This is a genomic window from Reyranella sp. (assembly GCF_017305915.1).
In the GTDB taxonomy this organism is placed as follows: Bacteria; Pseudomonadota; Alphaproteobacteria; order Reyranellales; family Reyranellaceae; genus Reyranella.
Genome location: NZ_JAFKJN010000022.1, coordinates 61,018 through 84,637, shown reverse-complemented (window position 1 = coordinate 84,637; position 23,620 = coordinate 61,018). Strand labels below are relative to the sequence as shown.

At 67.5% G+C, this 23,620-nt stretch carries 26 protein-coding genes; 10 read left to right on the top strand and 16 right to left on the bottom strand.

From position 1 onward, the window contains the following. Positions 1-84 precede the first annotated feature (84 nt). On the top strand, positions 85-744 hold the full coding sequence (locus J0J01_RS21960) for a metalloregulator ArsR/SmtB family transcription factor (RefSeq protein ID WP_296384573.1): 660 nt from the start codon (positions 85-87) through the stop codon (positions 742-744). Here the strand turns inward: J0J01_RS21960 and J0J01_RS21955 are convergent. The 7 genes from J0J01_RS21955 to J0J01_RS21925 all read right to left on the bottom strand — a co-directional run bounded on the left by J0J01_RS21955 (position 731) and on the right by J0J01_RS21925 (position 7,965). Beyond that, positions 731-1,135 carry a nuclear transport factor 2 family protein gene (locus J0J01_RS21955; protein ID WP_296384570.1) on the bottom strand — a complete coding sequence of 135 codons (405 nt, stop codon included), beginning with the start codon at positions 1,133-1,135 and terminating at the stop codon, positions 731-733. The genes J0J01_RS21960 and J0J01_RS21955 overlap by 14 nt on opposite strands. A 185-nt stretch (positions 1,136-1,320) precedes the next feature. Continuing rightward, positions 1,321-2,514: an ABC transporter substrate-binding protein gene (locus J0J01_RS21950; protein ID WP_365737896.1), complete on the bottom strand. Its 1,194-nt coding sequence runs from the start codon at positions 2,512-2,514 to the stop codon at positions 1,321-1,323. Between the two features lie 197 nt (positions 2,515-2,711). Beyond that, a complete protein-coding gene (gene dctP / locus J0J01_RS21945; protein ID WP_296384566.1) occupies positions 2,712-3,743 on the bottom strand; it encodes a TRAP transporter substrate-binding protein DctP in 1,032 nt (343 codons plus the stop codon). Positions 3,744-3,761: 18 nt separating this feature from the next. Then, complete coding sequence (locus J0J01_RS21940) at positions 3,762-5,066, bottom strand: TRAP transporter large permease (protein ID WP_296384564.1); 1,305 nt, start codon at positions 5,064-5,066, stop codon at positions 3,762-3,764. Further along, positions 5,066-5,680: a TRAP transporter small permease gene (locus tag J0J01_RS21935; RefSeq protein ID WP_296384562.1), complete on the bottom strand. Its 615-nt coding sequence runs from the start codon at positions 5,678-5,680 to the stop codon at positions 5,066-5,068. Before J0J01_RS21935 ends, J0J01_RS21940 begins: the two co-directional genes overlap by 1 nt. Before the next feature lie 106 nt (positions 5,681-5,786). Next, complete coding sequence (locus J0J01_RS21930; RefSeq protein WP_296384560.1) at positions 5,787-6,098, bottom strand: putative quinol monooxygenase; 312 nt, start codon at positions 6,096-6,098, stop codon at positions 5,787-5,789. A 301-nt stretch (positions 6,099-6,399) separates the two neighbouring features. Further along, positions 6,400-7,965, bottom strand: a complete 1,566-nt coding sequence (locus J0J01_RS21925; protein ID WP_296384558.1) for an ABC transporter substrate-binding protein — start codon at positions 7,963-7,965, stop codon at positions 6,400-6,402. Positions 7,966-8,007: 42 nt separating this feature from the next. Between J0J01_RS21925 and J0J01_RS21920 the strand changes: the two genes are divergently transcribed. The 6 genes from J0J01_RS21920 (at position 8,008) to J0J01_RS21895 (ending at position 12,212) form a co-directional block, all read left to right on the top strand. Next, on the top strand, positions 8,008-9,447 hold the full coding sequence (locus J0J01_RS21920; RefSeq protein WP_296384554.1) for an amidohydrolase family protein: 1,440 nt from the start codon (positions 8,008-8,010) through the stop codon (positions 9,445-9,447). Beyond that, positions 9,447-10,559, top strand: coding sequence for an AlkA N-terminal domain-containing protein (locus J0J01_RS21915; RefSeq protein WP_296384552.1), 1,113 nt, complete (start codon positions 9,447-9,449; stop codon positions 10,557-10,559). The genes J0J01_RS21920 and J0J01_RS21915 overlap by 1 nt, the downstream gene beginning before the upstream one ends. Further along, positions 10,552-11,070, top strand: coding sequence for a methylated-DNA--[protein]-cysteine S-methyltransferase (ogt, locus tag J0J01_RS21910; protein WP_296384550.1), 519 nt, complete (start codon positions 10,552-10,554; stop codon positions 11,068-11,070). Before J0J01_RS21915 ends, ogt begins: the two co-directional genes overlap by 8 nt. Continuing rightward, positions 11,063-11,416, top strand: a complete 354-nt coding sequence (locus J0J01_RS21905; RefSeq protein ID WP_296384549.1) for a nuclear transport factor 2 family protein — start codon at positions 11,063-11,065, stop codon at positions 11,414-11,416. The genes ogt and J0J01_RS21905 overlap by 8 nt, the downstream gene beginning before the upstream one ends. 64 nt (positions 11,417-11,480) lie before the next feature. Further along, positions 11,481-11,831: a hypothetical protein gene (locus J0J01_RS21900; protein WP_296384547.1), complete on the top strand. Its 351-nt coding sequence runs from the start codon at positions 11,481-11,483 to the stop codon at positions 11,829-11,831. Between the two features lie 3 nt (positions 11,832-11,834). Continuing rightward, positions 11,835-12,212, top strand: a complete 378-nt coding sequence (locus tag J0J01_RS21895; RefSeq protein ID WP_296384546.1) for a hypothetical protein — start codon at positions 11,835-11,837, stop codon at positions 12,210-12,212. Here the strand turns inward: J0J01_RS21895 and J0J01_RS21890 are convergent. From J0J01_RS21890 to cysG, 4 genes are read right to left on the bottom strand one after another with little or no spacing between them, the layout of a single operon-like run. Next, complete coding sequence (locus J0J01_RS21890) at positions 12,209-12,610, bottom strand: DUF934 domain-containing protein (RefSeq protein WP_296384545.1); 402 nt, start codon at positions 12,608-12,610, stop codon at positions 12,209-12,211. The genes J0J01_RS21895 and J0J01_RS21890 overlap by 4 nt on opposite strands. Next, positions 12,597-14,270, bottom strand: coding sequence for a nitrite/sulfite reductase (locus J0J01_RS21885; protein WP_296384543.1), 1,674 nt, complete (start codon positions 14,268-14,270; stop codon positions 12,597-12,599). The genes J0J01_RS21890 and J0J01_RS21885 overlap by 14 nt, the downstream gene beginning before the upstream one ends. Next, a complete protein-coding gene (locus J0J01_RS21880) occupies positions 14,263-14,577 on the bottom strand; it encodes a DUF2849 domain-containing protein (protein ID WP_296384541.1) in 315 nt (104 codons plus the stop codon). Before J0J01_RS21880 ends, J0J01_RS21885 begins: the two co-directional genes overlap by 8 nt. Continuing rightward, positions 14,577-15,875: a siroheme synthase CysG gene (gene cysG, locus J0J01_RS21875; protein ID WP_296384539.1), complete on the bottom strand. Its 1,299-nt coding sequence runs from the start codon at positions 15,873-15,875 to the stop codon at positions 14,577-14,579. Before cysG ends, J0J01_RS21880 begins: the two co-directional genes overlap by 1 nt. A gap of 334 nt (positions 15,876-16,209) precedes the next feature. On the opposite strand from cysG, the gene J0J01_RS21870 reads away from it, so the two are divergent. Continuing rightward, positions 16,210-16,656, top strand: coding sequence for an Hsp20 family protein (locus tag J0J01_RS21870; protein WP_296384537.1), 447 nt, complete (start codon positions 16,210-16,212; stop codon positions 16,654-16,656). 98 nt (positions 16,657-16,754) lie between these two features. Then, positions 16,755-17,153, top strand: coding sequence for a VOC family protein (locus tag J0J01_RS21865; RefSeq protein WP_296384535.1), 399 nt, complete (start codon positions 16,755-16,757; stop codon positions 17,151-17,153). 19 nt (positions 17,154-17,172) lie between these two features. Here J0J01_RS21865 and J0J01_RS21860 read toward each other — a convergent pair whose 3' ends face one another. Further along, positions 17,173-18,102 (bottom strand): fumarylacetoacetate hydrolase family protein, encoded by a 930-nt coding sequence (locus tag J0J01_RS21860; RefSeq protein ID WP_296384532.1) that lies wholly within the window; start codon positions 18,100-18,102, stop codon positions 17,173-17,175. Beyond that, a complete protein-coding gene (locus tag J0J01_RS21855) occupies positions 18,099-18,437 on the bottom strand; it encodes a carboxymuconolactone decarboxylase family protein (protein WP_296384530.1) in 339 nt (112 codons plus the stop codon). Before J0J01_RS21855 ends, J0J01_RS21860 begins: the two co-directional genes overlap by 4 nt. Before the next feature lie 53 nt (positions 18,438-18,490). Here J0J01_RS21855 and J0J01_RS21850 point away from each other — a divergent pair, with 53 nt between their 5' ends. After that, on the top strand, positions 18,491-19,438 hold the full coding sequence (locus J0J01_RS21850) for a VOC family protein (protein ID WP_296384528.1): 948 nt from the start codon (positions 18,491-18,493) through the stop codon (positions 19,436-19,438). 125 nt (positions 19,439-19,563) lie between these two features. On the opposite strand, the gene J0J01_RS21845 is transcribed toward J0J01_RS21850, so the two are convergent. From J0J01_RS21845 to J0J01_RS21835, 3 genes are read right to left on the bottom strand one after another with little or no spacing between them, the layout of a single operon-like run. Continuing rightward, the gene (locus tag J0J01_RS21845; RefSeq protein ID WP_296384526.1) at positions 19,564-21,897 is read right to left on the bottom strand and encodes a xanthine dehydrogenase family protein molybdopterin-binding subunit; all 2,334 of its coding nucleotides are present in this window, start codon (positions 21,895-21,897) and stop codon (positions 19,564-19,566) included. 10 nt (positions 21,898-21,907) lie between these two features. Beyond that, entirely contained in the window at positions 21,908-22,864 is a 957-nt protein-coding gene (locus J0J01_RS21840) for a tripartite tricarboxylate transporter substrate binding protein (RefSeq protein ID WP_296384525.1), read from the bottom strand. Beyond that, the gene (locus J0J01_RS21835) at positions 22,861-23,616 is read right to left on the bottom strand and encodes an FCD domain-containing protein (RefSeq protein ID WP_296384524.1); all 756 of its coding nucleotides are present in this window, start codon (positions 23,614-23,616) and stop codon (positions 22,861-22,863) included. The genes J0J01_RS21840 and J0J01_RS21835 overlap by 4 nt, the downstream gene beginning before the upstream one ends. Positions 23,617-23,620: the final 4 nt, after the last annotated feature.

The window sequence follows — 23,620 nt, the reverse complement described above, 5'->3', positions numbered from 1 at the left end:
TTTCCTCCGACACCGGGCGACGGTTGCAGACTCCCGGCGGCCGGTCTATTTTAGAAAGTATTCTCTATCTAAATTAACGGCACCATGAGCCGGGATCAACCGCCGGAACGCAACCGGGACCGCATCCTGTTCCATCTCAAGAGCCGCGGGCCGCAGACCGCGGCCGACGTCGCCGCGCGCCTCGGCATGACCGTGGCCGGCGCCCGGCAGCACCTGGTCAAGCTGCTCGACGCCGCCCTGGTGGAGAGCGCCGACAGCCGCGAGGGCCGCGGCCGGCCGAAGAAGCGCTGGCAGCTCACCGAGCGCGGCCATGCCCGCTTCCCCGACCGTCACGCCGAGCTCACGCTCGAGCTCCTGCGATCGACGCGCACGCTGTTCGGCGACGCGGGGCTGGACCGGCTGATCGCGCATCGCGAGCGGGCCAGCGTCGCCGACTATCGCCGGCGACTCGGCACGCGCCGGTCGCTGCGCCGGACGCTGGATGCGCTGGCCGAGATCCGCAGCGGCGAGGGCTACATGGCGAGCGTGCAGGCGGAAGGCGGCGGTGCGTTCCTGCTGGTCGAGGATCACTGCCCGATCTGCGCCGCCGCGGCGAGCTGCCAGGGCCTCTGCCGCTCGGAGCTCGCGGTCTTCCGCGCGGTCCTCGGCGCCGACGTCATCGTGGAGCGCACCGACCACATCCTCGCCGGCGCCCGCCGCTGCGCCTATCGCATCGCGCCGCGACGCCAGACTAAAGCGCGATGACCGGACGCAAGGCGAGGCCTTCGGCGGCGGCGCGCAGCGGCGCGGTGTCCATGTAGACGCGCTCCTCGGCGATCCGGCCGTCGCGCAGGCGGAACTTGTCGACGCCGCGCCAGTCGAAGCGCCTGCCGCCCGCGGTGCGCGTGGTCTGCCATTCGACGATCACCGTGTCGCCGCGCGGCGTCCAGTCGAGCAACTGCCAGACGCTGTCCGACGCGCGCTCCTTCACCAGCTCGGTCAGCCGGCCGAGCTCCTTGCCCAGCACCGGGCGGTCGTAGAGCGGCGAATGCAGCACGCCGTCGGGATGCCACAGCGCGAGGAAAGCCGCGCCGTCGCGCGCAGCCCACGCCGCGGCGAAGCGGGTGACGAAGTCCTGGATGTCTGTATCGGTCATGCGCGCATCGATAGCGGGCGACGCCGCCGTCGACTCGCGGCTTTCGGACTCTACGTGTCTTCCTCCTCTCCCCGTTAGGGGGAGAGGTCGGGTGAGGGGGCAGCGCACGGCATGACCACCACACCTCCCCCACGCTACGCGTGGATCCCCTTCCTCTCCCCGCTACGCGGCGGAGAGGACGTCCACTACTTCGCCAGCGGGCACTCGCCTTCGCTCATCGGCCGGAAGGCCTCGTCGCCCGGCACCGTGGCGACCATCTTCACCAGGTCCCATTCGCCCTTGGACTCCTCGGGCGTCTTGGCCTGCATCAGGTACATGTCGCGCACGACGCGGCCGTCGGGCCGGACCTTGCCGTTCCTGGTCATGAAGTCGTTGACCGGCAGCTCCTTCATCTTGGCCATCACCGCCTTGGCCTCGTCGGTGCCGGCGGCCTTCACCGCCTTGAGGTAATGCGTCACCGCGCCGTAGGTGCCGGCCTGGATGAACGACGGCGGCCGGCCGATCTCCTTGGTGAAGCGCTCGGTGTAGGCGCGCGCCTCCGGCGTCATGTCGTAGTAGAACGGGCTCGAGATCAGCAGGCCCTGGCCGATCTTCAGCCCGATGCCGTGGATGTCGGGGAGCTGCGCCAGCGGAATGCTGATGCGCACGCCCTTCTTGATCAGCCCGAACTCGGCCGCCTGCTTGACGGCGTTGATGATGTCGCCGCCGCCGTTGGCGACCATCAGGTTCTTGGCCTTCGAGGCGTCGGCCTGCAGCACGTAGGACGAGAAGTCCTGGGTGTTGAGCGGATGACGCACCGAACCCACCACCTTGCCGCCTGCCGCCTTGATGAACTGCGTGGCGTCCTGCTCGATCGCGAGGCCAAAGGCGTAGTCGACGGTGATGAAGTACCAGTCGCCGCCGCCCTGCTTGGCCAGCGCGTTCACGATGGTCTTGGTCTGGCCGTAGGTGTCGTAGATGAAGTGGACGCTGTTGGGGCCGCAGCCCTTGCCGGTCAGCGCCGAGGTCGCCGCCGCGGTCGGCATCACGATCCTGTTCTTCTCCTGCGCGACCTTGACCAGCGCCAGCGCGATCGCCGAGTTGGGAATGCCGATCACCATGTCGACGTTCTCGTCGTCGTACCAGCGCTTGGCGATCGAGACTCCGACATCGACCTTGCTCTGGAAGTCGGCGCTCACCATCTCGATCGGCTTGCCGAGCACCGAGCCGCCGAAGTCGGCGATCGCGAACTTGACCGCGGCGACGTCGCCCGGACCGGTGTTCTCGGCATAGGGCCCGGACATGTCGTCCAGCACGCCGATCTTGACGGCTCCGTTCTGGGCCACCGCGGGAACGCTCAGCACGCAACACAACGCCAGCGCCGCGACGGCGGCCTTCATGCATCGCATCGTTTCCTCCCGGTTGGTCGGTACGCTACGCGGTTCAATCCCTCCCCATTCAGATGGGGAGGTGTCAGCGTCTTACGCTGACGGAGGGGTCATGAGCGACCAACGAAACTGTGGCCTATGACCCCTCCGCCCCCGATGACGGGGGCACCTCCCCTTCGCAGCTTCCGCGAAGGGGAGGAGTTCTGATCTCAGTTCGTCGGCTGGTGCTTCTTGGCCAGCGACAGCGTCAGCTCGAGCGCCTCCTTGCCCGGCAGGCCCTTCTTCTCGGCCTCGGCGACCCAATGGTCCCACACCGGCTGGGCGGCGGTCTGTATCAGCTTGGCACGCATCTCCGGCGTCACCTTGATGACCTCGAGCTTGCGCTTCTCGAACAGCGGGAACGACTTCTTGTCGGCTTCATCGTAGGCCTCGCGCTGCAGCCGGTAGGCCTCGGGCTTGGCGTCCTCGAGGATCTTCCGGTACTCGGCGGGCAGCGCCTTCCACGCGGTCTGGCTGAACACCAGCGAATTGTGCACTACGCCGAGCTGCATGCCGAGCGTGTACCACTTCGACACCTCGTGCAGCTTGTAGGCGGTGAAGCTGTAGGTGAAAGGGAACGACGCCGCCTGGAACGTGCCGCGCTCCAGCGCGGTGTAGACTTCCGGCGCCGATACCGAGGTCGGCACCGCGCCCAAGGCCTTCATCGCATCGCCCAAACCGCCCAGCGCCCGTACCCGCATGCCCTTCCAGTCCTCGAGGTTGCGCGGCGGCTTGCCGGTGCCCATGAACTCGTACTGCGGCAGCAGCGCCACCATGAAATGCATGGCGTTCCACTTCGCCAGCTCGTCCTGCGCCGGCTTCCAGGCCTGGAAGGCGTCATGCACCTTCTCCTGCTCGACCAGGCCGGGGATCGGCAGGAACGGCATGTCGAGCACGCTCTGGATCGGCGTCTTGGCCGGCGCGTAGGAATAGGCGAGCAACGCACCCTGGAAGGCGTCGACCTTGAGCCCGTCGAGCACGTCCTTGGCGTCGCTGAGCTGCTCGTTGTACTTGAGGTTGATGACGAAGTTGCCGCCGGTCTTCTCCTTGGCGATCTTGGAAAGGTACTCCATGTGGACGCTGACCGAGCGCGGCGGCCCGTAGACCGCGATGTTCCAGGTGACCTTGTCGTTGGCTTCGGCCGGGATGGCGGCCAGCAGGCCGAAACCGACGGCCATCGAAAGCAGCGATACGCGACGCATGATCCTGTTCCTCCCTGCTCAGTCCGATATTTCGACGATGAAGGTGACGATCTCCGGGAACGCGGTGAGCACGCCCAAGGTGATGATGTCGGCGAAGATGAACGGCCAGACGCCGCGGAAGATGTCGCGCACCGAGATGTCGGGCCGCACGCCGTTGACCACGAACACCACCAGCCCGACCGGCGGCGACAGCGAGGCGATGCCCGAGAGCTTGACCAGCACGATGCCGAACCAGATCGGGTCGTAGCCCAGCGCCTTGATCACCGGGAAGATCACCGGCAGCGTCAGCAGGAACATGCCGATGCCCTCGAGCACCGTGCCGAGCACGAAGTACAGCAGGTAGATCGCCAGCAGCACCACCAGCGGCGGCACCGGGAGGTCGGTAACCAGGCGCGACACCTCCTCCGGCATGCCGGAAAAGCCCAGGAAGCGCACGAAGATCAGCACGCCCCAGATCACCGTGAAGATCATCACCGTGAGCTTGGCCGAATCGAGCAGGCACTGGCGCAGCTCGCCGCGCTTGATGCCGTTGCGCAGCGCGAAGGCGAACACCGAGAAGGCACCGAGCGCACCGGCCTCGGTCGGCGTCGCCCAGCCGAAATACATGCTGAAGAAGATGATCAGGATGACCAGGAAGATCGGCGTGGTCGACGGCAGCGATTCGAAGCGCTGGCCCCAGTTGTAGCCGGTGATGCGCGGGCCGAGCTCGGGCTGGCGCCAGCAGCGCCAGGTGATGATTATCGCATAGACGAACGCCGAGACGATGCCGGGCACGAAGCCCGCGACCAGCAGCTTGCCTATCGACTGCTCGGTGACGATGCCGTAGACGACGAGCAAGGTGCTGGGCGGGATCAGCGAATCGAGCGTGGCGCCGGCGGCGCAGACGCCGGCCGCCAGCTTCTTGTCGTACTTGGCGCGCAGCATCTCGGGGATCGCCACCTTGGCGAACACCGCGGCGGCGGCGCTGCTCGCGCCCGACACCGCCGAGAAGCCGGCGACGGCGAACACCGTGCCGGTGGCGAGGCCGCCGGGCAGCCAGCCGAACCACCGCCGCGCCGCCTCGAAGGCGCTCTGGGTGATGCCGGCGTAATAGGCCAGGTAGCCGATCAGGATGAACATCGGCAGCACGGACAGCGTGTAGTTGGCGCCCGAGGCGTAAGGCACGATGCCGGCGGTACGGATGCCGGCATCGACGCCGATCAGGGCCATCAGCCCGACCGTACCGACGATCGCGCCGGCGAAGGCGAAGCGCACGCCGACGAAGCACAGCGCCAGCAGCGCGACCACGCCGATGCAGCCGATGGTGACGGGACCGAATTCCATTACCGCGCCTCCTTGCCGAGGGCGTCGGCGATCTCGTCCTGGACCTGGCTGTCGATGGTGACCAGCTTCGGCACCGCGATGGGCACCGCATCGGGATGGCGGATCATGCGCACGTAGCCGCAGATCTGCAGGCCGAGCCGCAGCCACAGGACGCTCAGCGCCAGCGGCACCATCAGCTTGGCCGGCCAGGTCGGAAGCTGGATGTCCATGGTCGAATCGCCGATCGCGTAGGCGCGCAGGAAGTTGGTGAAGCTCGCCCAGATCAGCAGGCTGGCGATCAGCAGCGCCATGACCACGGCGAACAGCTCGACCCGCCAGCGGTTGATCGGCTTCCAGTCCATCGTCAGGTCCATGCCGATGTGGCTGCCCAGCCGCTGGGCATAGGCGATGCCCAGGAACGCGAACAGCGACGAGGCCTGCTCGATCCAGTCGATATAGCCGTAGATCGCGAAATCGAAGACGGTGCGGCCGACGATCTGCGCCACGCCGACGAACATCAGGAAGAACACGGCCAGCGCCGCGATCAGGTTGAGGCCGTCCTCGGCGCGCGACAGGGTCCTGTCGGCCCAGCGCAGCAAAAAAGGTGGCGCATCAGCGCCTGCGTCGGCCGGCATTTGGCGGCTTCCTCCCATCCCGGAGCGGTGTGGGGTCTCTCTAATGGACCGCCATCGATTCACTCCGAGAGCAACTTAGAGGAAGCCGCGTCGGGCGATCAACCCTTTAGACGAACTTGTGCTGCGTGCGCTCCCGCTTGGCGAGCCGAGGCACCGCCTGTTCGAGGATCAGGCTCTTGAAGTGCGGGGCGTTGGAGTGCTCGGCGAAGGCCGCCTCGTCCCTGAAGACTTCGTAGAAGAAGAACTTGGTCGGTTCGGTCAGCGACTGGTGGATCTGGAAGGCGAGCACGCCGGGCTCGGCCTGGGCCTGCGGCAGGAATTTCCTGATGATGGCCTTCAGCGTGTCGACCTCCTCGGGCCTCGCTTCCCAGAACGCGGTGACGATCAGGCCCTGCTTGAGGGTATTGATATCGGCCATGGGGTCCTCCGTTGTGACGGGAGGGATGTAAGGCGCGCGCGGCCGCCGTCGCTTCGGCCGGAGCCGAAGCGCGCCCCTCCCGAAGCCTGTGGATAACGCTTCGTGTCGGAGGCTCATTATGGGCAATGGAACGCGAATCGAAGGGCCAAAATCAGGCGTCGAATCGCGGGCCAATGCCCATAATAGGTGTCTGGCGCGCCCCTGAGGCGGTGTGCGCGCATGATGGCGTAAAACGTTGGCCCGCCTGCAACGAAGCACTGCCACGGGGCTTGGCAGTCGATGGCAGGCGCCCCACAGGGGTCTAGTTCCCCTTCTTCACGTTCCAGAACACGGTAGCCGGCGCTTCCATGTTGCCGCTGACGTTCGAGCGCATCGCCACCGGCATGTTGAATTGGCCGAGCGGCGCGTAGGTCGGGAATTCGCTCAGCCGCACCTGCAGCGCTTCGGCCAGTTCCTTGCGCCTGGCCGGATCGGTGGTGCGCGCGTAGTCGTCGCGCAGCTTCTCGATCTGGGTGTCGCACGGCCAGCCGATCGACGCCTTCTCGCAGGCCGCGCCGGTGAAGAACGACACGACGGGATCGAGGATGTCGGTCGTTGCCAGCGTCGTCGTGAAGGCCGACCAGCCGCCGGCCGAGGGCGGCTCCTTGCGCGAGCGCCGGGCCAGCACGGTCTGCCAGTCGGTCGACACCATGTCGACCTTGAAGCCGCCGCGCTCGAGCATCGCCTTGGCGACCGGCGCCGTCACGCCGGCCGCGGTGTCGCTGGCATGCATCAGCAGCACCGGCGTGCCGTCGTAGCCTGCCGCCTTCAGGAGCTCCTTCGACTTGGCCGAATCGCCGTTCAGCTTGTCCTCCCAGCCTTTCGCCGTGGAGAGCGGCGTGCCGCAGCCGAACAGATCCTTGCACACCTTCTCGTATTTCGGATTGCCGACACCGGCGGCCAGCGAATCCTTCTGGCTGAGCGCATAGAGCGCGGCGACGCGGATGCGCGGGTCGTCGAACGGCTTGTGCAGGGTGTTGAAGCGGAAGGCGAAGTGGGTGCCGAGGATGTTGAGGTCGATCACCTTGATGCCCTTGCTCCCCTCGAGCAGCGGCAGCATGTCGAACGGCGGCTGCTGGATCATGTCGATCTCGCCCGCGATCAGCGCGTTCACCGCCGTCTGCGCGTCGGGCAGAACGACCCATTCGACCCGGTCGACGAAGACCTGCTTGCCGCCGGCGAGACCCGACGGCGGCTCCGGCCGCGGCTTGTAGTCGGCGAACTTCTCGTAGACCACCTTCTCGCCCGGCCGCCACTGGTCCTTCCTGAAGACGAACGGGCCCGAGCCGATGAACTCCGAGACCTGCTTGTCCGGCGGCGTCTCGGCGATGCGCTTGGGCATGATGAAGGGCACCGAGGAGGAGGGCTTGCCGAGCGATTCCAGCACCATGCCGTAGGGCTCCTTCAGCGTCAGCGTGAAGGTCTTGGCATCGACGACCGCCAGCTCCTTGGTGAACTGCATGAGCTTCTGGCCCATCGCGTCGCGGGCGCCCCAGCGCTTGAGCGAGGCGACGCAGTCCTCGGCGGTGACCGGCGCACCGTCGTGGAACCTGAGCCCGTCGCGCAGCACGAAGGTGTAGGTGAGCTTGTCGTCGCTCACCTTCCACGACTCGGCCATCTGCGGCTTGACCTCGAGCCTGGTGTCCATCGCCAGCAGGGTGTCGTAGACCATGTAGCCGTGGTCGCGGACGATGTAGGCGGTGGTCCAGATCGGATCGAGGATCTTGAGGTCCGACAGCATGACGACCTTGAGCGTCGTCTGCGCCGACGCGACGCTTGCCGTCAGCAGCGCCGCTCCCGCGGCCAGGAGCCGAAACAACGTCCGCATGCGCTTGTCCTCCCTCGGTCGGTCGGCAACTATGCAACAGCCATGCCCAACTCGATCCGCAATCTTTCCTGGGCCGTCGTGCGCGACGGCAACAATCGGCGCCATGTCTATCGCCGCACTGTCGACCTTCACCTGAAGGACGGCAAGATCACCGAGATCACGCCCGCCGGCGCGCGCGCCACCGGCCCCGGCGAAGATGTCATCGACGGCACCGGCCTGCTGGCGCTGCCCGGCCTGATCAACATCCATTCGCATCCGTCTACCGAACCCGGCTATCGCGGCGTGCGCGAGGATCACGGAGTCCCCGAGCAGCAGATGACCGGGCTGATGGAGCGGCTGCAGGCCTTCCGTCTGCCGGACGACGGGCGCCAGGGCGCGGCCACCCTCGCCTACTCCGAGATGCTGCGCGCCGCCACGACGACGGCGACCGACGTCACCGTTCCGTTCGACGGCTGGCTCGAGACCATGGCTCTATCGGGCATGCGCTTCTATGCAGCGCCGACCTTCGCCTCGGCGCGCTGGGGCATGAGCGCGCCGCAGACCGTGACCTGGAAATGGGACGAGGCGCGCGGGCTCGCCGAGTTCGAGAAGGCCAGGCGGGTGATGGCCGACGCCGAGGCGCACAATTCGCGGCGGCTCGACGCCATGGTCTTCCCGGCGCAGATCGACACGGTGACGCCCGAGCTGTTCGCCGCGGGCCGCAAGCACGCCGACGAGTCGGGCCGCCGCTTCTCGACCCATATCGGCCAGTCGGTGGTCGAGGTGCGCGAGATGATCCGACGGCACAATCTCACGCCGGTGCAATGGGCGGCCGAGAACGGGTTGCTCAAGAACGACACCGTGCTGGCGCATTGCATCCTGCTCGACGACCATCCGCAGATCGGCTGGCACACCGCCAAGGACCTCGACCTGATCGCCGAGGCCGGCGCCTCGGTGGCGCATTGTCCGCAGCCCTTTGCGCGCTATGGCCTCGCCATGGATCATATCGGCCGCTATCGCACGCGCGGCGTCACTGTCGGGCTCGGGACGGACTGCGCGCCGCACAACCTGATCGAGGAGATGCGGCTCGCGATCGTCGCCGGCCGGCTGATGAGCGAGGACATCCGCAGCCTCGACACCGCCGGCGCCTTCGAGGCGGCGACATTCTGCGGCGCGGCGGCGCTCGGCCGCGACGACATCGGCGCGCTGGCGCCGGGCATGGCGGCCGACATCGTGCTGGTCGATCTCAATCATCCGTTGATGCAGCCGGTTCGCGATCCGCTGCGCTCCTTCGTGTTCCACGCCGCCGACAGGGCGGTGCGCACGGTTCTGGTCGATGGCGAGGTGGTGCTGAAGGACGGCGAGCCGGTGCATCTCGACCCCAAGGCGGCGATGGAAAAGGTCGCCGAGGCGCAGGCGCGGATGATCCGCGACACGCCCAGGATCGATTACGCCCAGCGGCCCGGCGACACGATTTCGCCGCTATCGCTCGAGATCCATTGATGTCCGAAAACCGCCAGCGCGACCCGGCCGGCGGCGTGATGATCCACGGCATGGAAATACTGGATCGCGAAGCCTGCTACCGGGTCTTCCAGACCCACGACGCGCGGTTCGACGGCCGCATCTTCGTGGGCGTCACCTCGACCCGCATCTACTGCCGGCCGATCTGCCCGGCGCGGACCCCGAAGTTCGAGAACTGCCGCTACTTCGCCTCGGCCGCGGCGGCGCAGGAGGCGGGCTTCCGCCCCTGCCTGCGCTGCCGGCCGGAGACGGCGCCCGAGCTCGCCTTCTGGCGCGGCTCGTCCAACACCGTGTCGCGGGCGATGAAGCTGATCGCCGAGGGCGCGCTCGACGAGAGCGAGGCCGGCGTCGAGGCGCTGGCCGAGCGGCTGGGCGTCGGCGGCCGCCAGTTGCGGCGGCTGTTCCAGCAGCATCTCGGCGCCTCGCCGATCGCGGTGGCGCAGACCCGGCGCGTGCTGTTCGCCAAGCACCTGATCCACGACACCCAGCTCCCCATGACCGAGGTGGCGCTGTCAGCGGGCTTCGGCAGCGTGCGCCGCTTCAACGAGATCTTCCTCACGATGTTCGGCCGGCCGCCCAGCGCGCTGCGCCGGGCCCAACGGAAAAAAGGGGGACCCGACACCTCGGCGCGCGACGGCGTCACGCTGCGGCTCTCCTACCGACCGCCCTACGACTGGCCGGGCATGCTCGACGCGCTCGGCACGCGCGCCAACAAGCGGCTGGAATGGATCGAAGCCGGAGTCTGGCATCGCAAGATCGAGCTCGACGGCAAGAGGGGCAGCGTCGCGGTCGCCCATCTCGCGGAACGCAATGCCGTCGCCGTGACCATCCGCTTCCCCGAGGTGCGCGCGCTCCCCGCCATCGTGGCGCGGGCCAAGCGGGTGTTCGATCTCGGCGCCGACATCGCCACCATCGGCAGCCACCTCGCCCAGGATCCCAAGCTGGCGCCGCTGATCGCCAAGCGGCCCGGCCTGCGGGCGCCCGGCGAATGGGACCGCGAGACCGTGGCCTCGATCGACGCCAACGTGCCGCCGGCCTGGCGGCCCTGGCACGCCTATGCCGCACAGCATCTCAGGATGGCGAACCATGGCTAACGATTTCTTCATCGACCGCATGGCGACGCCGATCGGCGAGCTGATCGTCATCGCCGACGGCGACGGCAAGCTGCGCACCGTCGACTGGACCGACCACGAGGCGCGCATGAAGCATCTGCTCGACCGCTACTACGGCAAGGGCCGCTACACGCTCACGCCGAGGCGCGATCCGGGCGGGCTGACCAGCGCGATGCGGCGCTACTTCAAGGGCGAGATCGGTGTGCTCAAGGACCTGGCCGTCGCCACCGCCGGCACGCCGTTCCAGGAAAGCGTCTGGAAGGCGCTGCGCCGGATCAAGGACGGCAGCACTATCAGCTATGCCGAGCTGGCGCGCCGCATCGGCAAGCCGAAGGCCGTGCGCGCCGCCGGCCTGGCCAACGGCCAGAACCCGATCAGCATCGTCGTGCCCTGCCATCGCGTGATCGGCTCGGACGGCAGCCTCACCGGCTACGGCGGCGGGCTCGAGCGCAAGCAGTGGCTGCTTGCTCACGAAGGAGTGAGACATGAGTGATCGCGAGACTCTCGAGGGGCTCAATCACGACTACATCGCGTCGGTGCAAGGATCGGACGTCAAGCGTTTCGAGCAAATCCTTTCAGAGGACTTTCTCAACACCAATCCCGACGGCTCGCTCGTGGACAAGGCGGGATTCCTCAAGCAGATCGCGCCCCCAGCGAAGATTCGTAACCTTGCCTGTCACGACGTGACCGTGCGGGTCATGGGCGACTTCGCGATCATCCACGCGCGCACCAGCTACGCGTATCTCGACGGCCGGCCCGGCAGCGGCCGCTACACCGACATCTGGGCGCGACGTAATGCACAGTGGGTATGCGTCGCTGCACAGGTTGCACGCTCGTGAAGTTGAGCTAGCTTGCTCCCGGGGGTTGTGTGGTGTGGGAGCTGGGGAGTTGTCTGTCGAGTACGTGATCAATCACGAGAGGAAAGTCGTCACTGTCAGGGCCCATGGGGCCGTCGTTCTCGAGGAATTGCTGGACTACTTCGACGCCCTCGTCGTGCAGGACGCGATGGGCTATCCGAAGCTGTTCGATGCGCGCGAAGCCGTGCCGCATCTGAGCGACGACGACGTCATGGTGCTCGGCGCGCGGATCTCCGCCTATGCGGCGTTCGATCCGCGCGGGCCCGTCGCCGCGGTCGCGACGACGGCGGCCGCGAGCGCGATCCTGCAGCGATACATGAATCTCGGCAACGCGGACCGGCCGATGCGGCTGTTCACGTCGGTCGAGGAAGCACGCGCCTGGCTCAAGCTGGATTGAGCGATGCCGATTCAGTTCAAGATCGACCATGCGCGGCGGCTCGTCGTCGCGCGCGCCGAGGGCCAGATCACGCTCGAGGACATCGAGACGTTCACCGATGCCGTGGTGGTCGCGGACGCCCTGCCCTATCGCAAGCTATTCGACGGCCGCACCGCCTACGGCAAGTACACCGACGAGGAGGTGATGCGGCTGGCGGCGCGGGTCAGCGCCTATGCCAGCTTCGAGCGGCGCGGCGCGCTGGCGATCGTGCCGGCGTTCGCGTACTTCGAGCTGGCGAGCCGCTTCGTCAATCTCGGCAAGTCGGACCGGCTGGTGCGCGTCTTCCTCGACGTCGACATGGCCCAGCGCTGGCTCGAGGAGCAGCCCGAGCCCCGAGTCTAGGCGGCGACGGCGCTGCGCTGCCTGAGACGCAGCTGGCCCGCGGTGACGCGGCCGTCGCCGGTCGGCTGGTAGACGACGCTGAACAGCGTGCGCGCCCTGGCCAGCGCCTCGGCGAAGCCCTTCTGCTCGCTCTCGAAGGAGTCGAAGCCGCAGCGCAGCAGGAACGGCAGCTGGTCGAGGAACACCGCGCCGGTCGCCCGCAGCTCGCCGGCATAGCCCAGCCGCTCGCGCAACAGGCGCGCCTGGCTGTAGGCGCGGCCGTCGGTGAACTTGGGGAAGTGCAGCACGATCAGCTTCACGCCGTCGAGCCTATCGCCCAGCGCCAGCACGTCGTCAGTGTTGGCGAGCGTCAGCGCCGGTTCCTGCACCGCCTGCGGGTTGAGCCTAAACAGCGCCATAGACCCGCTCCTTGAAGGGCTGCGCCCCGATACGGCGATAGGTGTCGACGAAGCGCTCGTCCGCCTGGCGAGCCTCGAGATAGGTCGCGACCAAGGCATCGACCGCCTCGACCACCTTGTCGGCCTCGACCGCGGGGCCGAGGATCGTGCCGAGCGCCGTCTTGCCGAAGTCGACGTCGCCGCCCAGGCTGATCTGGTAGAGCTCGACGCCGTTCTTGTCGACGCCGAGGATGCCGATGTGGCCGACATGGTGATGGCCGCAGGCATTGATGCAGCCCGAGATCTTGATCTTGAGGTCGCCGATATCGTGCTGGCGCGACAGCTCGGCGAAGTGCGTCGAGATGCGCTGCGCCACCGGGATCGAGCGCGCGTTGGCCAGCGCGCAATAGTCGAGCCCCGGACAGGCGATGATGTCGGTGATCTTGCCGACATTGGCCTCGGCGAAGCCCAGCCGCTCGAGCGCGCGGTAGACCTCGGGCAGCGCCTCGATCGCGACATGCGGTAAGACCAGGTTCTGCTCGTGGCTGACCCGCACCTCGCCCTGGCTCCAGGCGTCGGCGATGTCGGCCACGCCCTCCATCTGCGCTGAGCTCGCATCGCCCGGCGGCGCGCCGGCGGGCTTCAGCGACGCCGTCACGATCGCATGGCCCGGCACGCGGTGTGGCGCGACGTTGGACTTGAGCCACAGCGCGAAGGCGCGGTTCTCGAGCTTCAGCGCCTCGACCTCCGGCACCTTGGTGCGCTTGGACCGCAGGGCCGGCGGCGCGAACTGCCGAGCGATCGCCTCGATGGTCTCTGGCGTGAGCTTGAGCGCGCTGTCCTTCATCGCGGCGTACTCGGCCTCGACGTCCTCGCGCATCTTCTCAGGCCCGATCTCGTGCACCAGGATCTTGATGCGCGACTTGTAAAGGTTGTCGCGCCGGCCGTAGCGGTTGTAGACGCGGAGCGTGGCCTCGAGATAGGCGAGCAGGTCATCCTTCGGCAGGAACTCGCGGATCGTCTTGCCGATCATCGGCGTGCGGCCGAGGCCACCGCCCACGATGACCTCGAAGCCCGTCTCGCCCGCCTCGTTGCGCCACAGCCGGAGGCCGACGTCGTGCACGCGCACGGCGGCGCGGTCGTTGGGCGAGCCGGTGATGGCGATCTTGAACTTGCGCGGCAGGAAGCTGAACTCGGGATGCAGCGTCGACCACTGGCGCACGATCTCGCACCAGATGCGTGGGTCCTCGATCTCGTCGATCGCGGCGCCGGCGAAATGATCGGCCGTGACGTTGCGGATCAGGTTGCCGCTGGTCTGGATCGCATGCATGTCGACCTCGGCCAGCATGGCCAAGGCGTCCGGCGCGCCCTCGAGCTTGATCCAGTTGAGCTGCAGGTTCTGGCGGGTCGTGAAATGGCCGTAGCCGCGATCGTACTTGCGGGCGATCGCCGCGAGCTGGCGCAGCTGCCGCGTCGACAGCGTGCCGTACGGGATGGCGATGCGCAGCATGTAGGCGTGGAGCTGCAGGTAGAGGCCGTTGGTGAGCCTGAGCGGCTTGAACTGCTCCTCGGTCAGCTCGCCCGCCAGCCGCCGGCGCACCTGGTCGCGGAACTGTGCGACCCGCTCGCTGACCAGCGCGCGGTCGTAGTCGTCGTAGCGGTAAAAATGAGTGTCAGGCATAACGCACGGCCTCGGCCGCGATGGCGTCGAAGGTGAGGCCCGAGGCGCGGATCTTCTCGCGCAGCGACAGCGGCTCGAGCGTGCCGTCGTTGCTTTCCGCCACCGCCACCAGGAAGGAATCGACGACGCCGAAGGCCTCGGCCTGGGCGCGCGCCAGCAGGATCTCGGCGCTGCGCTCGTCGCGGGCCACCGCCGCGCGGTCGAGGCGCGTGGTCCATTCGCCGGCCTCGTCGAGGAACACCACCATGCCGTCGCGCAGACGGTTGGCGGAAGCGACATGCAGCTCGCCGCTGAGATTCTTGGCCATCAGGACACCTGTACGAGGGATTCGGGCTGGACGGCGGCGCGCGCTGCGACGTCACCGACGATGATGAGGCTGGGGCCGCCGACATGGCGGACCGCGAGGCGGGCAAGATCGGCCAGGCGGCCGGTCGAGATCCGCTCGTCGGGCCGCGTGCCGTTCTCGATGATGGCGACCGGCGTTGCCGGATCGACGCCGTCGGCCAGCAGACGGTCGCGGACGGAAGCGGCCTCGCTCGCCGCCATGTAGATCACGCGGGTATGGCCGCCGGCGGCATCGTGCGCGGCATGGCCGGACAGCAAGGTCACCGCGGAGGCGACGCGCCGGTCGGTCAGGGAAATGCCGGCCGAGGCCGCGCAGCCCAGCGCCGCGGTGATGCCCGGCACCACCGTCACCGGCAAGCCGGCGGCCTGCAGCGCATCGACTTCCTCGGCGCCGCGGCCGAACACGAAGGGATCGCCGGCCTTCAGGCGCACCACGGTCTGACCGGCGCGCACGCGGGAAATCAGCTCGGCCTCGATGTCGGCCTGCGCCCAGCTCGGCCGGCCCTTACGCTTGCCGACGCAGACGAGCTCGGCCTCGCGGCGGGCGCGGCCCAGGATCGCCTCGGGCACCAGCGCATCGTGCAGGATGGCGTCGGCCTGCTGCAGGAGCTGCGCGGCCTTGAGAGTCAGCAGGTCGGGATCACCCGGCCCCGCCCCAACGATATGGGCGATGCCGAGCGGCTTGTGCGCCCGGCGCGCAGCGTCGAGCTCGGTCAGGGCAATGCGGCGCGCGCCGGCCTCGTCGCCGCGCAGCGCCAGCCGGCCGGCCGGGCCCTCGATCAGCCGGCGCCAGAAGGCGCGGCGCTGGCGGGGCTCGAGCAGCGCATTGGCCTGGGCGCGAAATGTCTGCGCAAGACGTGCCACCGCGCCAAAGCGGCCGGGCAGCATCGCTTCGATGCGGCCACGCAGCAGCGTCGCCAGGGTCGGCGAAGCGCCGCCGGTCGAGATCGCGACCACGACCTCGTCACGATCGACGATCGCCGGCAGGATGAAATCACTGAGCTGCGGCCGGTCGGCCACGTTGACCGGCACGCTGGCCACCTTGGCGGCGCGCTGCGCTTCGGTATCCGACTCGAGATCGCCCGTGGCGACGAAGACGGCTGCCGTACCCTTGAGATCGGCGGTGGAGACAGACTCAAGCTGGTAGACGGCAGCGCCGGCCGAGCGCGCCAAGTCCGCGCGCCGCTCAGCAGCAGCACCCCTGCCGACCACGACTACCCGCCGTCCGGCAAGATCGAAGAACAGCGGCAGATGCTTCACGACACCAGCACGCGCAGGGCGACGTTGAGCGCCAGCACGCCCAGACCTTGGGCGACGGCATAAAGCCAGAGGGTGGCTTGGGACATGAGGGTCTCCGGACCGGGTCTCAATCGATTTGGCCACTCATCGCACATCCGCCATAAGCGGGTTTGCCGAAGGTTTTCGCCAATTCGGCAAATCCTTTTGCGCCAGCCCGCCGGCGGGAAATTTTTCGCTTTTCGGCCCCTTTTCCCCACCCCTTGAAGGGTCGGGAGACCGTCCTAAATCATCTCCTGTCGGCCGCGCCCATCCCGGGGCGGCGACATCAGACATCGCTTCTAGGAGGATGACTAAGATGCGTGGATTCGATTATTCGCCGTTCTATCGCGCCAGCGTCGGCTTCGACCGTGTGTTCGACCTGCTCGACAACGTGGCTGGCCAGACCGCCAACGGCTACCCCCCGTACAACATCGAGAAGACCGCCGACAACGCCTACCGGATCGTCATGGCGGTTGCGGGCTTCGCCGATGCCGAGCTGAACGTGACCCAGAAGGAGAACGAGCTCCTGGTCACCGCCCAGAGCGCGCCGAACGCGGATGAGGGCAAGCAGTACCTCTATCGCGGCATCGCCGGCCGCAACTTCGAGCGCCGCTTCCAGCTCGCCGACCATGTGAAGGTCGTGGGCGCGACGCTTACCAACGGCCTGCTCACCATCGAGCTGGAGCGCGCGATCCCGGAGGAGAAGAAGGCCCGGGCGATCCAGATCGAGGCGCAGGCAGCCAAGCCGGCCCTGACCAACTAACCGAGATGCAGTGATGCGGCCTGCAGCCAGGCTGCTCCTGGGGAGAGGGCGTCGCGGAGTCCGCGACGCCTTTTTCTTTTGGGCGTAGACTGACCGCCATGGCTCTCGAGTGCCATCACCAGTTCGTGCTGTTCGACGGCCGGCCGGACGAGCTGCCTTACAACCCGGTGAACCAGGTCTCCTTCCGGCTCGAGTCGCTCGACACGCTGCGCGGCTATCGCGCCGCCCTGCTGAAGGAAGGCATCACCGAGCAGCGCGTCACCGATCACGGCAATGCCTGGTCGATCTACTTCAAGGATCCCGAGGGCAATCCGGTCGAGCTCTACGTCGATTCGCCGTTCTACACGCCGCAGCCCTGCGGCGAGCCGTTCGATATAGACCTGCCGAACGACGAGATCGTGAAGCGCACCGAAGCGATGTGCCGCAGCCGGCCGCGCTTCATGATCCGCGAGGCCTGGATGCAGAGCATCCAGGCCAAGTTGAGCGCTCGTCCCTGAAGGGACAGCCTGGCGGCCGTCACTTCGCCGCGTACTTGCCGGCGGTCTGCGGCGTGTGCGGGCCATCCTTGCCGCTGTCCTTGTGCTGCAGCCGGGTGATGCGCGCCCAGGTCCGCTTGTGCTCGTCCTTCACGTTGAAGTGCAGCGTGCCGACCTTCTCGATCGTGAGCTCGATCTTGTCGCCGTCCATGAACGGGTTGAGGCCGCGATGGTTGGTGCCGGTGGCGACGATGTCGCCGGGCTCCAGGGTATGGATCGAGCTCAGCCATTCGATGCAGCGCGGGATCTGGTGCGCCATGTCGTTGGTGTTGAACTTCTGCATCACCGCGCCGTTGTTGGTCAGGGTGATGCCGAGGTTCTGCGGATCGGCGATCTCGTCGGCGGTGACGATCCACGGCCCGGTCGGCGCGAAGCTGTCGCGCGACTTCATCTGGAAGAAGACGTTGCCCGGCGGCGGCAGGCCGCGCGCCGAGCCGTCGATGAAGCCGGTATAGCCGAAGATGTAAGTCATCGCGTCGGCTGCCGGCACGCGCGTGGCGCGCTTGCCGATCACCAGCGCGAGCTCCGCCTCGCCCTCGAACACGCCCGCCGGCACGTCGGGCAGCATCATGGTGTCGCCGTCGCCGATGATCGCGTTCGACGCCTTGTGGAAGGCGTTGATCATCGGCTTCTCCTTGAGCGTGCCGTCCTCCATGTAGTTGACCGCCATGCAGTCGATGTTGCCCGGCCGCGGCACCGGTGCGCGCAGGCGCACGCCCGACAGCGCCACGCCCTTGCCCTCGGCCGCCTTCGCGACCTTGGCCCTGTAGCTGTCCCACCGCTTGATCAGCCCGATGATCAGGTCGGCAGCATGGAGGTGCGGGATGTCCTTCACCGCATCGGTGATGTCGACCACCTGGTCGCCTTTGACCACGCCGAGGCGATAGTCGTTGAAATAGCAGAGCTTCACTTGTTGTCTCCTCCTTCGAACACCTTCTTGGCGGTCTGGGCCGCCGACATGGCGACCGGCCAGCCGCCGTAGAATGCCAGATGCGTGATCACCTCGAGCAGCTCGTCCTTGGTCACGCCGTTGTTGAGGGCGCGCTGGAAATGGCCGACCTGCTGCTCGGTGCGGTTGAGCGCGACCAGGGCGGCGCAGGTGATCAGGCTGCGGTCGCGCTTGGAGAGCCCCTTGCGCTCCCAGACGTCGCCGAACAGCACATTGTCTGTAAGATCGACCAGCTTGGGCGCAAAGGCCCGTAGCGCCTCGCGCGCAGCCGACGAGTTTGCCGGTGGCTTGGACATTGTTTCTCTCCCTTCGGGACGTTAGCGTGACCGGACAAGTTTCGGAGGAAATGATGCCCGCGATCAAGGTCGCCGATTTCGCCTATCCGCGCATGGAAGCGCCGGACCTCGACCAGATGGAGGAGTTTCTCACGCATTTCGGCCTGGTGCGCGCCGAACGCACACCCGATGCGCTCTACATGCGGGGCGCCGACAGCCACCATCACCTGCATGTCACGCACAAGGCCGGGACCAAGTTCATCGGCTTCGCCTACCACGCCGCCGACGAGGACGACCTCAAGCGGATCGCCAGGCTGCCGGGCGCCTCGGGGATCGAGACCCTGAACGAGCCGGGCGGCGGCAAGCGGGTGCGCCTGACCGAGCCCAACGGCTACCAGATCGAGGTGATCGCCGGCATGCAGGCGGTGACGCCGATCAAGGTCGAGCGCGACCTGGTCAACACCGGCAGCGATCCGCATCGTCGCGCCGGCCGGGTGATGCGCCTCGCCAAGTCGCCGACCACTCTTCAGCGCATCGGCCACGGCGTGCTGTCGACGCCCAGGGTCAAGGAGACGGTGGCGTGGTTCCGCGAGACGCTGGGCATGATCCGTTCCGACGACGTCTATGCCGGCGACAGGGATAACGTGATCGGCGCCTTCAGCCGGCTCGATCGCGGCGCCGACTATGTCGACCACCACGTGCTGTTCTGCGTGCACAACGAGAAGACCGGGTTGAATCACGTCTCCTACGAGGCGCAGGACATCGATGCGGTGTTCCAGGACCACGAGCACATCAAGAAGCTCGGCAAGTACGAGCATATGTGGGGCATCGGCCGCCACCTGCTCGGCAGCCAGGTCTACGATTACTGGGAAGACCCGTGGGGCCGCGTGCACGAGCGCTGGGCCGACACCGACCGCCTCAACGCCGCCAACGGCGGCAACCTGGTCAGCGCCGAGGAAGGCTTCCAGTCGCAATGGGGCGAGCGCCCGCCCGAGAAGTTCATCGGGCGCGCTAGTCCGTAGCCGCAAAGCGGCTACGGACTAGCGCGCGGCGGGCGGCAGCGCTTGTAATCAAGCGCGAGAGCCCGCGCGGTGCCGCTTGGGCACGTTGTTGCTGCATTTTGATTCTTTCTGCCCGGCGAAGCCGCTCAGCTTCGCTGAGCGGCTTCGATCGCTCTCCAGACGTTCAACGGCGTCGCCGGCATCGCGACGTCGGTCACGCCGAGCGGCGCCAGCGCATCCATGATGGCGTTCATCACCACCGGCATGGCGCCGACCGTGCCCGCCTCGCCCGCGCCCTTGGCGCCCAGCGGATTGAACTTGGTCGGCACCGGGTTGCTCTTGACTTCCATGTTCGGGACCATCTGCGCCCGCGGCATGGCGTAGTCGAGGAAGCTCGCGGTCAGGAGCTGGCCCGATTCGCGGTCCCATACCACCTGCTCGCTCAGGATCTGGCCGATGCCCTGCGCCACGCCGCCATGGATCTGGCCCTTGAGCCCGATCGGGTTCATCACCGTGCCGACATCGTCGACCACGAAGTAACGGTCCATCGTGACGTCGCCGGTGTCGGGGTCGACCTCGAGCTCGCAGATGTGGCAGCCGTTGGGATAGGTGTCGCGCTCGGCCTTGAAGGTCGCGTTCTCGTAGAGGCCGCCCTCGAAGCCCTTCGGCCACTTGGTCGGGTTGAACGCCGCCTTGGCGACCTCCTTGAGAGGCACCGACTTGTCGGTGCCCTTGACCTTGAAGTTGCCCTCGGCGAACTCGATGTCCTGCTTGTCCGCCTCGAGCAGGTGGCCGGCGATCAGCTTGCCCTTCTCGATCACCTTGTCGGCCGCGACGAACACCGCCGAGCCGCCCAGCACCGTCGAGCGCGAGCCGTTGGTGCCCATGCCGAAGGCGACGCGATCGGTGTCGCCGTCGATGTACTGCACCTCGTTCGGGTCGATGCCGAGCTTCTCGTGCAGGATCTGCTTGAACATCGTCTCGTGGCCCTGGCCCTGGTTCTTGGTGCCCATCAGCAGCGCCGCGGTGCCGCTCGGATTGAAGCGGATCTCGGCGTATTCGGGCTGCGCCGGGCCCGCCGCCTGCTCGATCGCATTGACGATGCCGAGGCCGCGCAGCCGGCCGCGCTTCTTCGACTCGGCCTTGCGCGCCTCGAAGCCCGCCACGTCGGCGAGCTGCAGCGCCATGTCCATGTTCTTCTCGAACTCGCCGCAGTCGTAGTATGGCCCGACCGGGCTCTGGTAGGGCAGCGCCGAGACCGGCAGCATGTTCTTGCGCCGGAGCTCGACCCGGTCGACGCCCAGCTCGCGCGCCGCGTCGTCGATCAGCCGCTCGATCAGGTAGATCGCCTCCGGCCGCCCGGCGCCGCGATAGGGCGCCGTCGGGTTGGTGTTGCTGAGCACGCCGACCACGTTGATGTAGGCCTTGGGGATCCTGTAGACGCCCAGCACCGTGCCGATCATGCCGAACGGCGACAGCAGGTTGCGGTCCGAACCGACATAGGCGCCGATGTTGGCCAGCATCTCGAGCTTGAGCGCGACGAACTTGTTGTCCTTGTCGAGCGCCAGCTCGATCTCGCCGACATTGTCGCGGCCGTGCTCGTCGGCCATCACCGCCTCGGAGCGCTCGCAGGTCCACTTGACCGGCCGCAGCAGCTTGCGCGCCGCCCACAGGGTCAGCCGGTGCTCGATATACTGCCAGCCCTTGGTGCCGAAGCCGCCGCCCACGTCCTGGGCGATCACCCGCATCTTGCTCTCGGGCACCTTGAAGACGTTCTGCGCCAGCATGTTGCGCACGCGATGGGGATACTGGACGTCGGCGTAGAGGATCAGCCGGTCCTCGCCCTGGTCGTAGTAGCCGAGCGTGCCGCGCGGCTCCATGTACTGGGCGTGCACGCGGGTGATGACGTAGCGCCGCTTGATCACCCGGGCGGCGCCCTTGATCGCTTCCTCGGTCTCGTCCTTCTTGCCGCGCGGCACATGGTTGGAGATGTTGTCGGGGCAATCGTCCCACACCGCCGGCGCGCCGGGCTTCACGGTGTCCTCGGTGAGCGTCACCGAGCGCAGCGGCTCGTAGTCGATCTCGACCAGCTCGGCGGCGTCCTTCGCCTGCGCCAGCGTCTCGGCGATCACCATCACCACCGGGTCGCCGACATAGCGCACCCGGTCGGTGACCAGCGGCGGCCGTTGCGGGGCGTACATCGGCTTACCGTCGGGCCGCTTGCGCGGCATGTTGGCCTTGGGCATGCCGAGCCCGTCGGCCCTCACGTCGTGGCCGGTATAGGCGGCCAGCACGCCGGGCGCGGCCTTGGCCGCCTCGACATCGATCGACTTGATCTTGGCGTGCGCGTGCGGCGAGCGCACGAACACCGCGTAGGCCTGGCCCGGCAGGTTGACGTCGTTGATGTAGCGTCCCTGGCCGCGCAGCAGCTTGGGATCCTCGAAGCGCAGGACAGGCTGGCCGATTCCGTATTTGCTCATGACGCTCACTTTACGATTGGTTGATGACATGCGCGAGCGGCCGCCAGCGGCCCATGTCCGCCTCTACGCGCGCGCGGAATTCAGCGGGTGTGCTGACGCGGGTGTCGTTGCCCAGCTCCTCGAGCTTGTCCTTGACGGCCGGACGGGTCATCGCCTGCCGGAACGCCTCGTTCCAGCGATCGCGCACCGCCGGTGAGAGGCCAGCCGGCGCGGCGAAGCCCAGCCACGAGACGACGTCGTAGTCCGGCACCAGCTTCTCGGCGACCGTCGGCACGTCGGGGAAGCCGGGATGGCGCTCCTTCGAGGTCACCGCCAGCGCCCGGAGCTTGGCCGTCTTGAGCAGCGGCTGGGCATTGGAGAAGGTGATGACCTGCATGTCGAGCCGGCCGCCGACCAGGTCGTTGTACGGCGCACCGATGCCGCCCTTGTACGGCACGTGGGTCATCTCGATGTCGAGCCTCGACAGCAGCAGCTCCATCGCCATGTGCAGGGTCGAGCCGACGCCCGACGTGCCGTAGGTGATCTTGCCCGGCTCGACCCGCGCGGCGTCGAGATAGGCCTCCAGCGTCTTGAAGCGCGACTCGGGCGCCACCGTGAAGACGAACGGGAAGCGCGTGACGATGGCGATGAAGTCGAAGTCCTTCAGCACGTCGTAGCTCAACGTCTTGTCGGTCGCCGAGACCACCGCCTGGCCGCCGGTCATGAGATAGAGCGTGCTGCCGTCGGGCTTGAGCCGCGCTACCTGCGTCGCCGCCAGCCGCTCGGCCGCGCCGGGCTTGGGTTCGATCACGATCTGCACGCCGGTGATCTCGGTCAGCACCGGCGCGAGGTGGCGGGCGATGGTGTCGGGGTTGGAGCCGGCGTCGTAGCCGTGGATCAGCCGGATCGGCCCGGCCGGCAGCGCCTGGCCGCGCGCCAGCGACGGTGCCAGCGCGGCCGTCGCCGCGAGGAAATGCCTGCGCTTCATCCCCCCACTCCCTTGCGCCGCTTGGTGGCGCGTTGCATGTCGAGCGTGAGGCCCGGAACCTCAGACGCCGCCTGCTCGACGGTCGTGCGGATGTGCTTCTCGATCAGGCCGCAGGCTGTGTCGACGTCGCGCGCCAGCACGGCGTCACGCAAGTCGAGGTGCTCGTTGCGGCGCCGCGAGCGGGCATGGATCATGGTCAGCCAGTGGTAGCGCCGCGCCTGGTCGAACAGCTCGCTGCGGAAATGCAGCGACCACGGCGAGGTGCAGGTGGCGACCAGCGAATCGTGGAAACGCTTGTGCCGCTTGCCCCATTCGCGCTTGAGGCTGACCGGATCGTCCGGCTTGGGGGCGCCGAGCTTGTTGAGCAGGAAGTAGGAGCTGACGATCTCCGCCTCCCAGGCGTCGGTGCCGTGGCGGATGGCGTCGGCCAGAGTGCGGGTCTCGAGATAGACGCGCAGCTCGGAGAGATCGAGGAAGTCGGCGAGCGACACCGGCGCCACCGAGAAGCCCCTTCCCGCCTCGGTGCGCGCCAGGCCCTCCGACACCAGGTGCGATAAAGCCTCGCGCAGGGTGCCGACCGAGGTGTCGTAGCGCTGGCGCAATTCGCCGAAGCGCAGGCGCTGGTCGGGCTTCAGCACGCAGCACAGGATGTCCTCGCGCATCTGGCGCAGCACCTCGAAGGTGGCGGCGTCCTCCTTGAGCACATCCTGGGGCGCGGTGGTCGCGGCCGGCATTTGCAGGATCTTGGCCATGATG

Bases quoted from the DNA above. Each gene is read 5' to 3' on its own strand.
- J0J01_RS21960 (WP_296384573.1), top strand. From the start codon at position 85: ATGAGCCGGGATCAACCGCCGGAACGCAACCGGGACCGCATCCTGTTC.
- J0J01_RS21955 (WP_296384570.1), bottom strand. From the start codon at position 1,135: ATGACCGATACAGACATCCAGGACTTCGTCACCCGCTTCGCCGCGGCG.
- J0J01_RS21950 (WP_365737896.1), bottom strand. From the start codon at position 2,514: ATGAAGGCCGCCGTCGCGGCGCTGGCGTTGTGTTGCGTGCTGAGCGTT.
- dctP (WP_296384566.1), bottom strand. From the start codon at position 3,743: ATGCGTCGCGTATCGCTGCTTTCGATGGCCGTCGGTTTCGGCCTGCTG.
- J0J01_RS21940 (WP_296384564.1), bottom strand. From the start codon at position 5,066: ATGGAATTCGGTCCCGTCACCATCGGCTGCATCGGCGTGGTCGCGCTG.
- J0J01_RS21935 (WP_296384562.1), bottom strand. From the start codon at position 5,680: ATGCCGGCCGACGCAGGCGCTGATGCGCCACCTTTTTTGCTGCGCTGG.
- J0J01_RS21930 (WP_296384560.1), bottom strand. From the start codon at position 6,098: ATGGCCGATATCAATACCCTCAAGCAGGGCCTGATCGTCACCGCGTTC.
- J0J01_RS21925 (WP_296384558.1), bottom strand. From the start codon at position 7,965: ATGCGGACGTTGTTTCGGCTCCTGGCCGCGGGAGCGGCGCTGCTGACG.
- J0J01_RS21920 (WP_296384554.1), top strand. From the start codon at position 8,008: ATGCCCAACTCGATCCGCAATCTTTCCTGGGCCGTCGTGCGCGACGGC.
- J0J01_RS21915 (WP_296384552.1), top strand. From the start codon at position 9,447: ATGTCCGAAAACCGCCAGCGCGACCCGGCCGGCGGCGTGATGATCCAC.
- ogt (WP_296384550.1), top strand. From the start codon at position 10,552: ATGGCTAACGATTTCTTCATCGACCGCATGGCGACGCCGATCGGCGAG.
- J0J01_RS21905 (WP_296384549.1), top strand. From the start codon at position 11,063: ATGAGTGATCGCGAGACTCTCGAGGGGCTCAATCACGACTACATCGCG.
- J0J01_RS21895 (WP_296384546.1), top strand. From the start codon at position 11,835: ATGCCGATTCAGTTCAAGATCGACCATGCGCGGCGGCTCGTCGTCGCG.
- J0J01_RS21890 (WP_296384545.1), bottom strand. From the start codon at position 12,610: ATGGCGCTGTTTAGGCTCAACCCGCAGGCGGTGCAGGAACCGGCGCTG.
- J0J01_RS21885 (WP_296384543.1), bottom strand. From the start codon at position 14,270: ATGCCTGACACTCATTTTTACCGCTACGACGACTACGACCGCGCGCTG.
- J0J01_RS21880 (WP_296384541.1), bottom strand. From the start codon at position 14,577: ATGGCCAAGAATCTCAGCGGCGAGCTGCATGTCGCTTCCGCCAACCGT.
- J0J01_RS21870 (WP_296384537.1), top strand. From the start codon at position 16,210: ATGCGTGGATTCGATTATTCGCCGTTCTATCGCGCCAGCGTCGGCTTC.
- J0J01_RS21865 (WP_296384535.1), top strand. From the start codon at position 16,755: ATGGCTCTCGAGTGCCATCACCAGTTCGTGCTGTTCGACGGCCGGCCG.
- J0J01_RS21855 (WP_296384530.1), bottom strand. From the start codon at position 18,437: ATGTCCAAGCCACCGGCAAACTCGTCGGCTGCGCGCGAGGCGCTACGG.
- J0J01_RS21850 (WP_296384528.1), top strand. From the start codon at position 18,491: ATGCCCGCGATCAAGGTCGCCGATTTCGCCTATCCGCGCATGGAAGCG.
- J0J01_RS21845 (WP_296384526.1), bottom strand. From the start codon at position 21,897: ATGAGCAAATACGGAATCGGCCAGCCTGTCCTGCGCTTCGAGGATCCC.
- J0J01_RS21840 (WP_296384525.1), bottom strand. From the start codon at position 22,864: ATGAAGCGCAGGCATTTCCTCGCGGCGACGGCCGCGCTGGCACCGTCG.
- J0J01_RS21835 (WP_296384524.1), bottom strand. From the start codon at position 23,616: ATGGCCAAGATCCTGCAAATGCCGGCCGCGACCACCGCGCCCCAGGAT.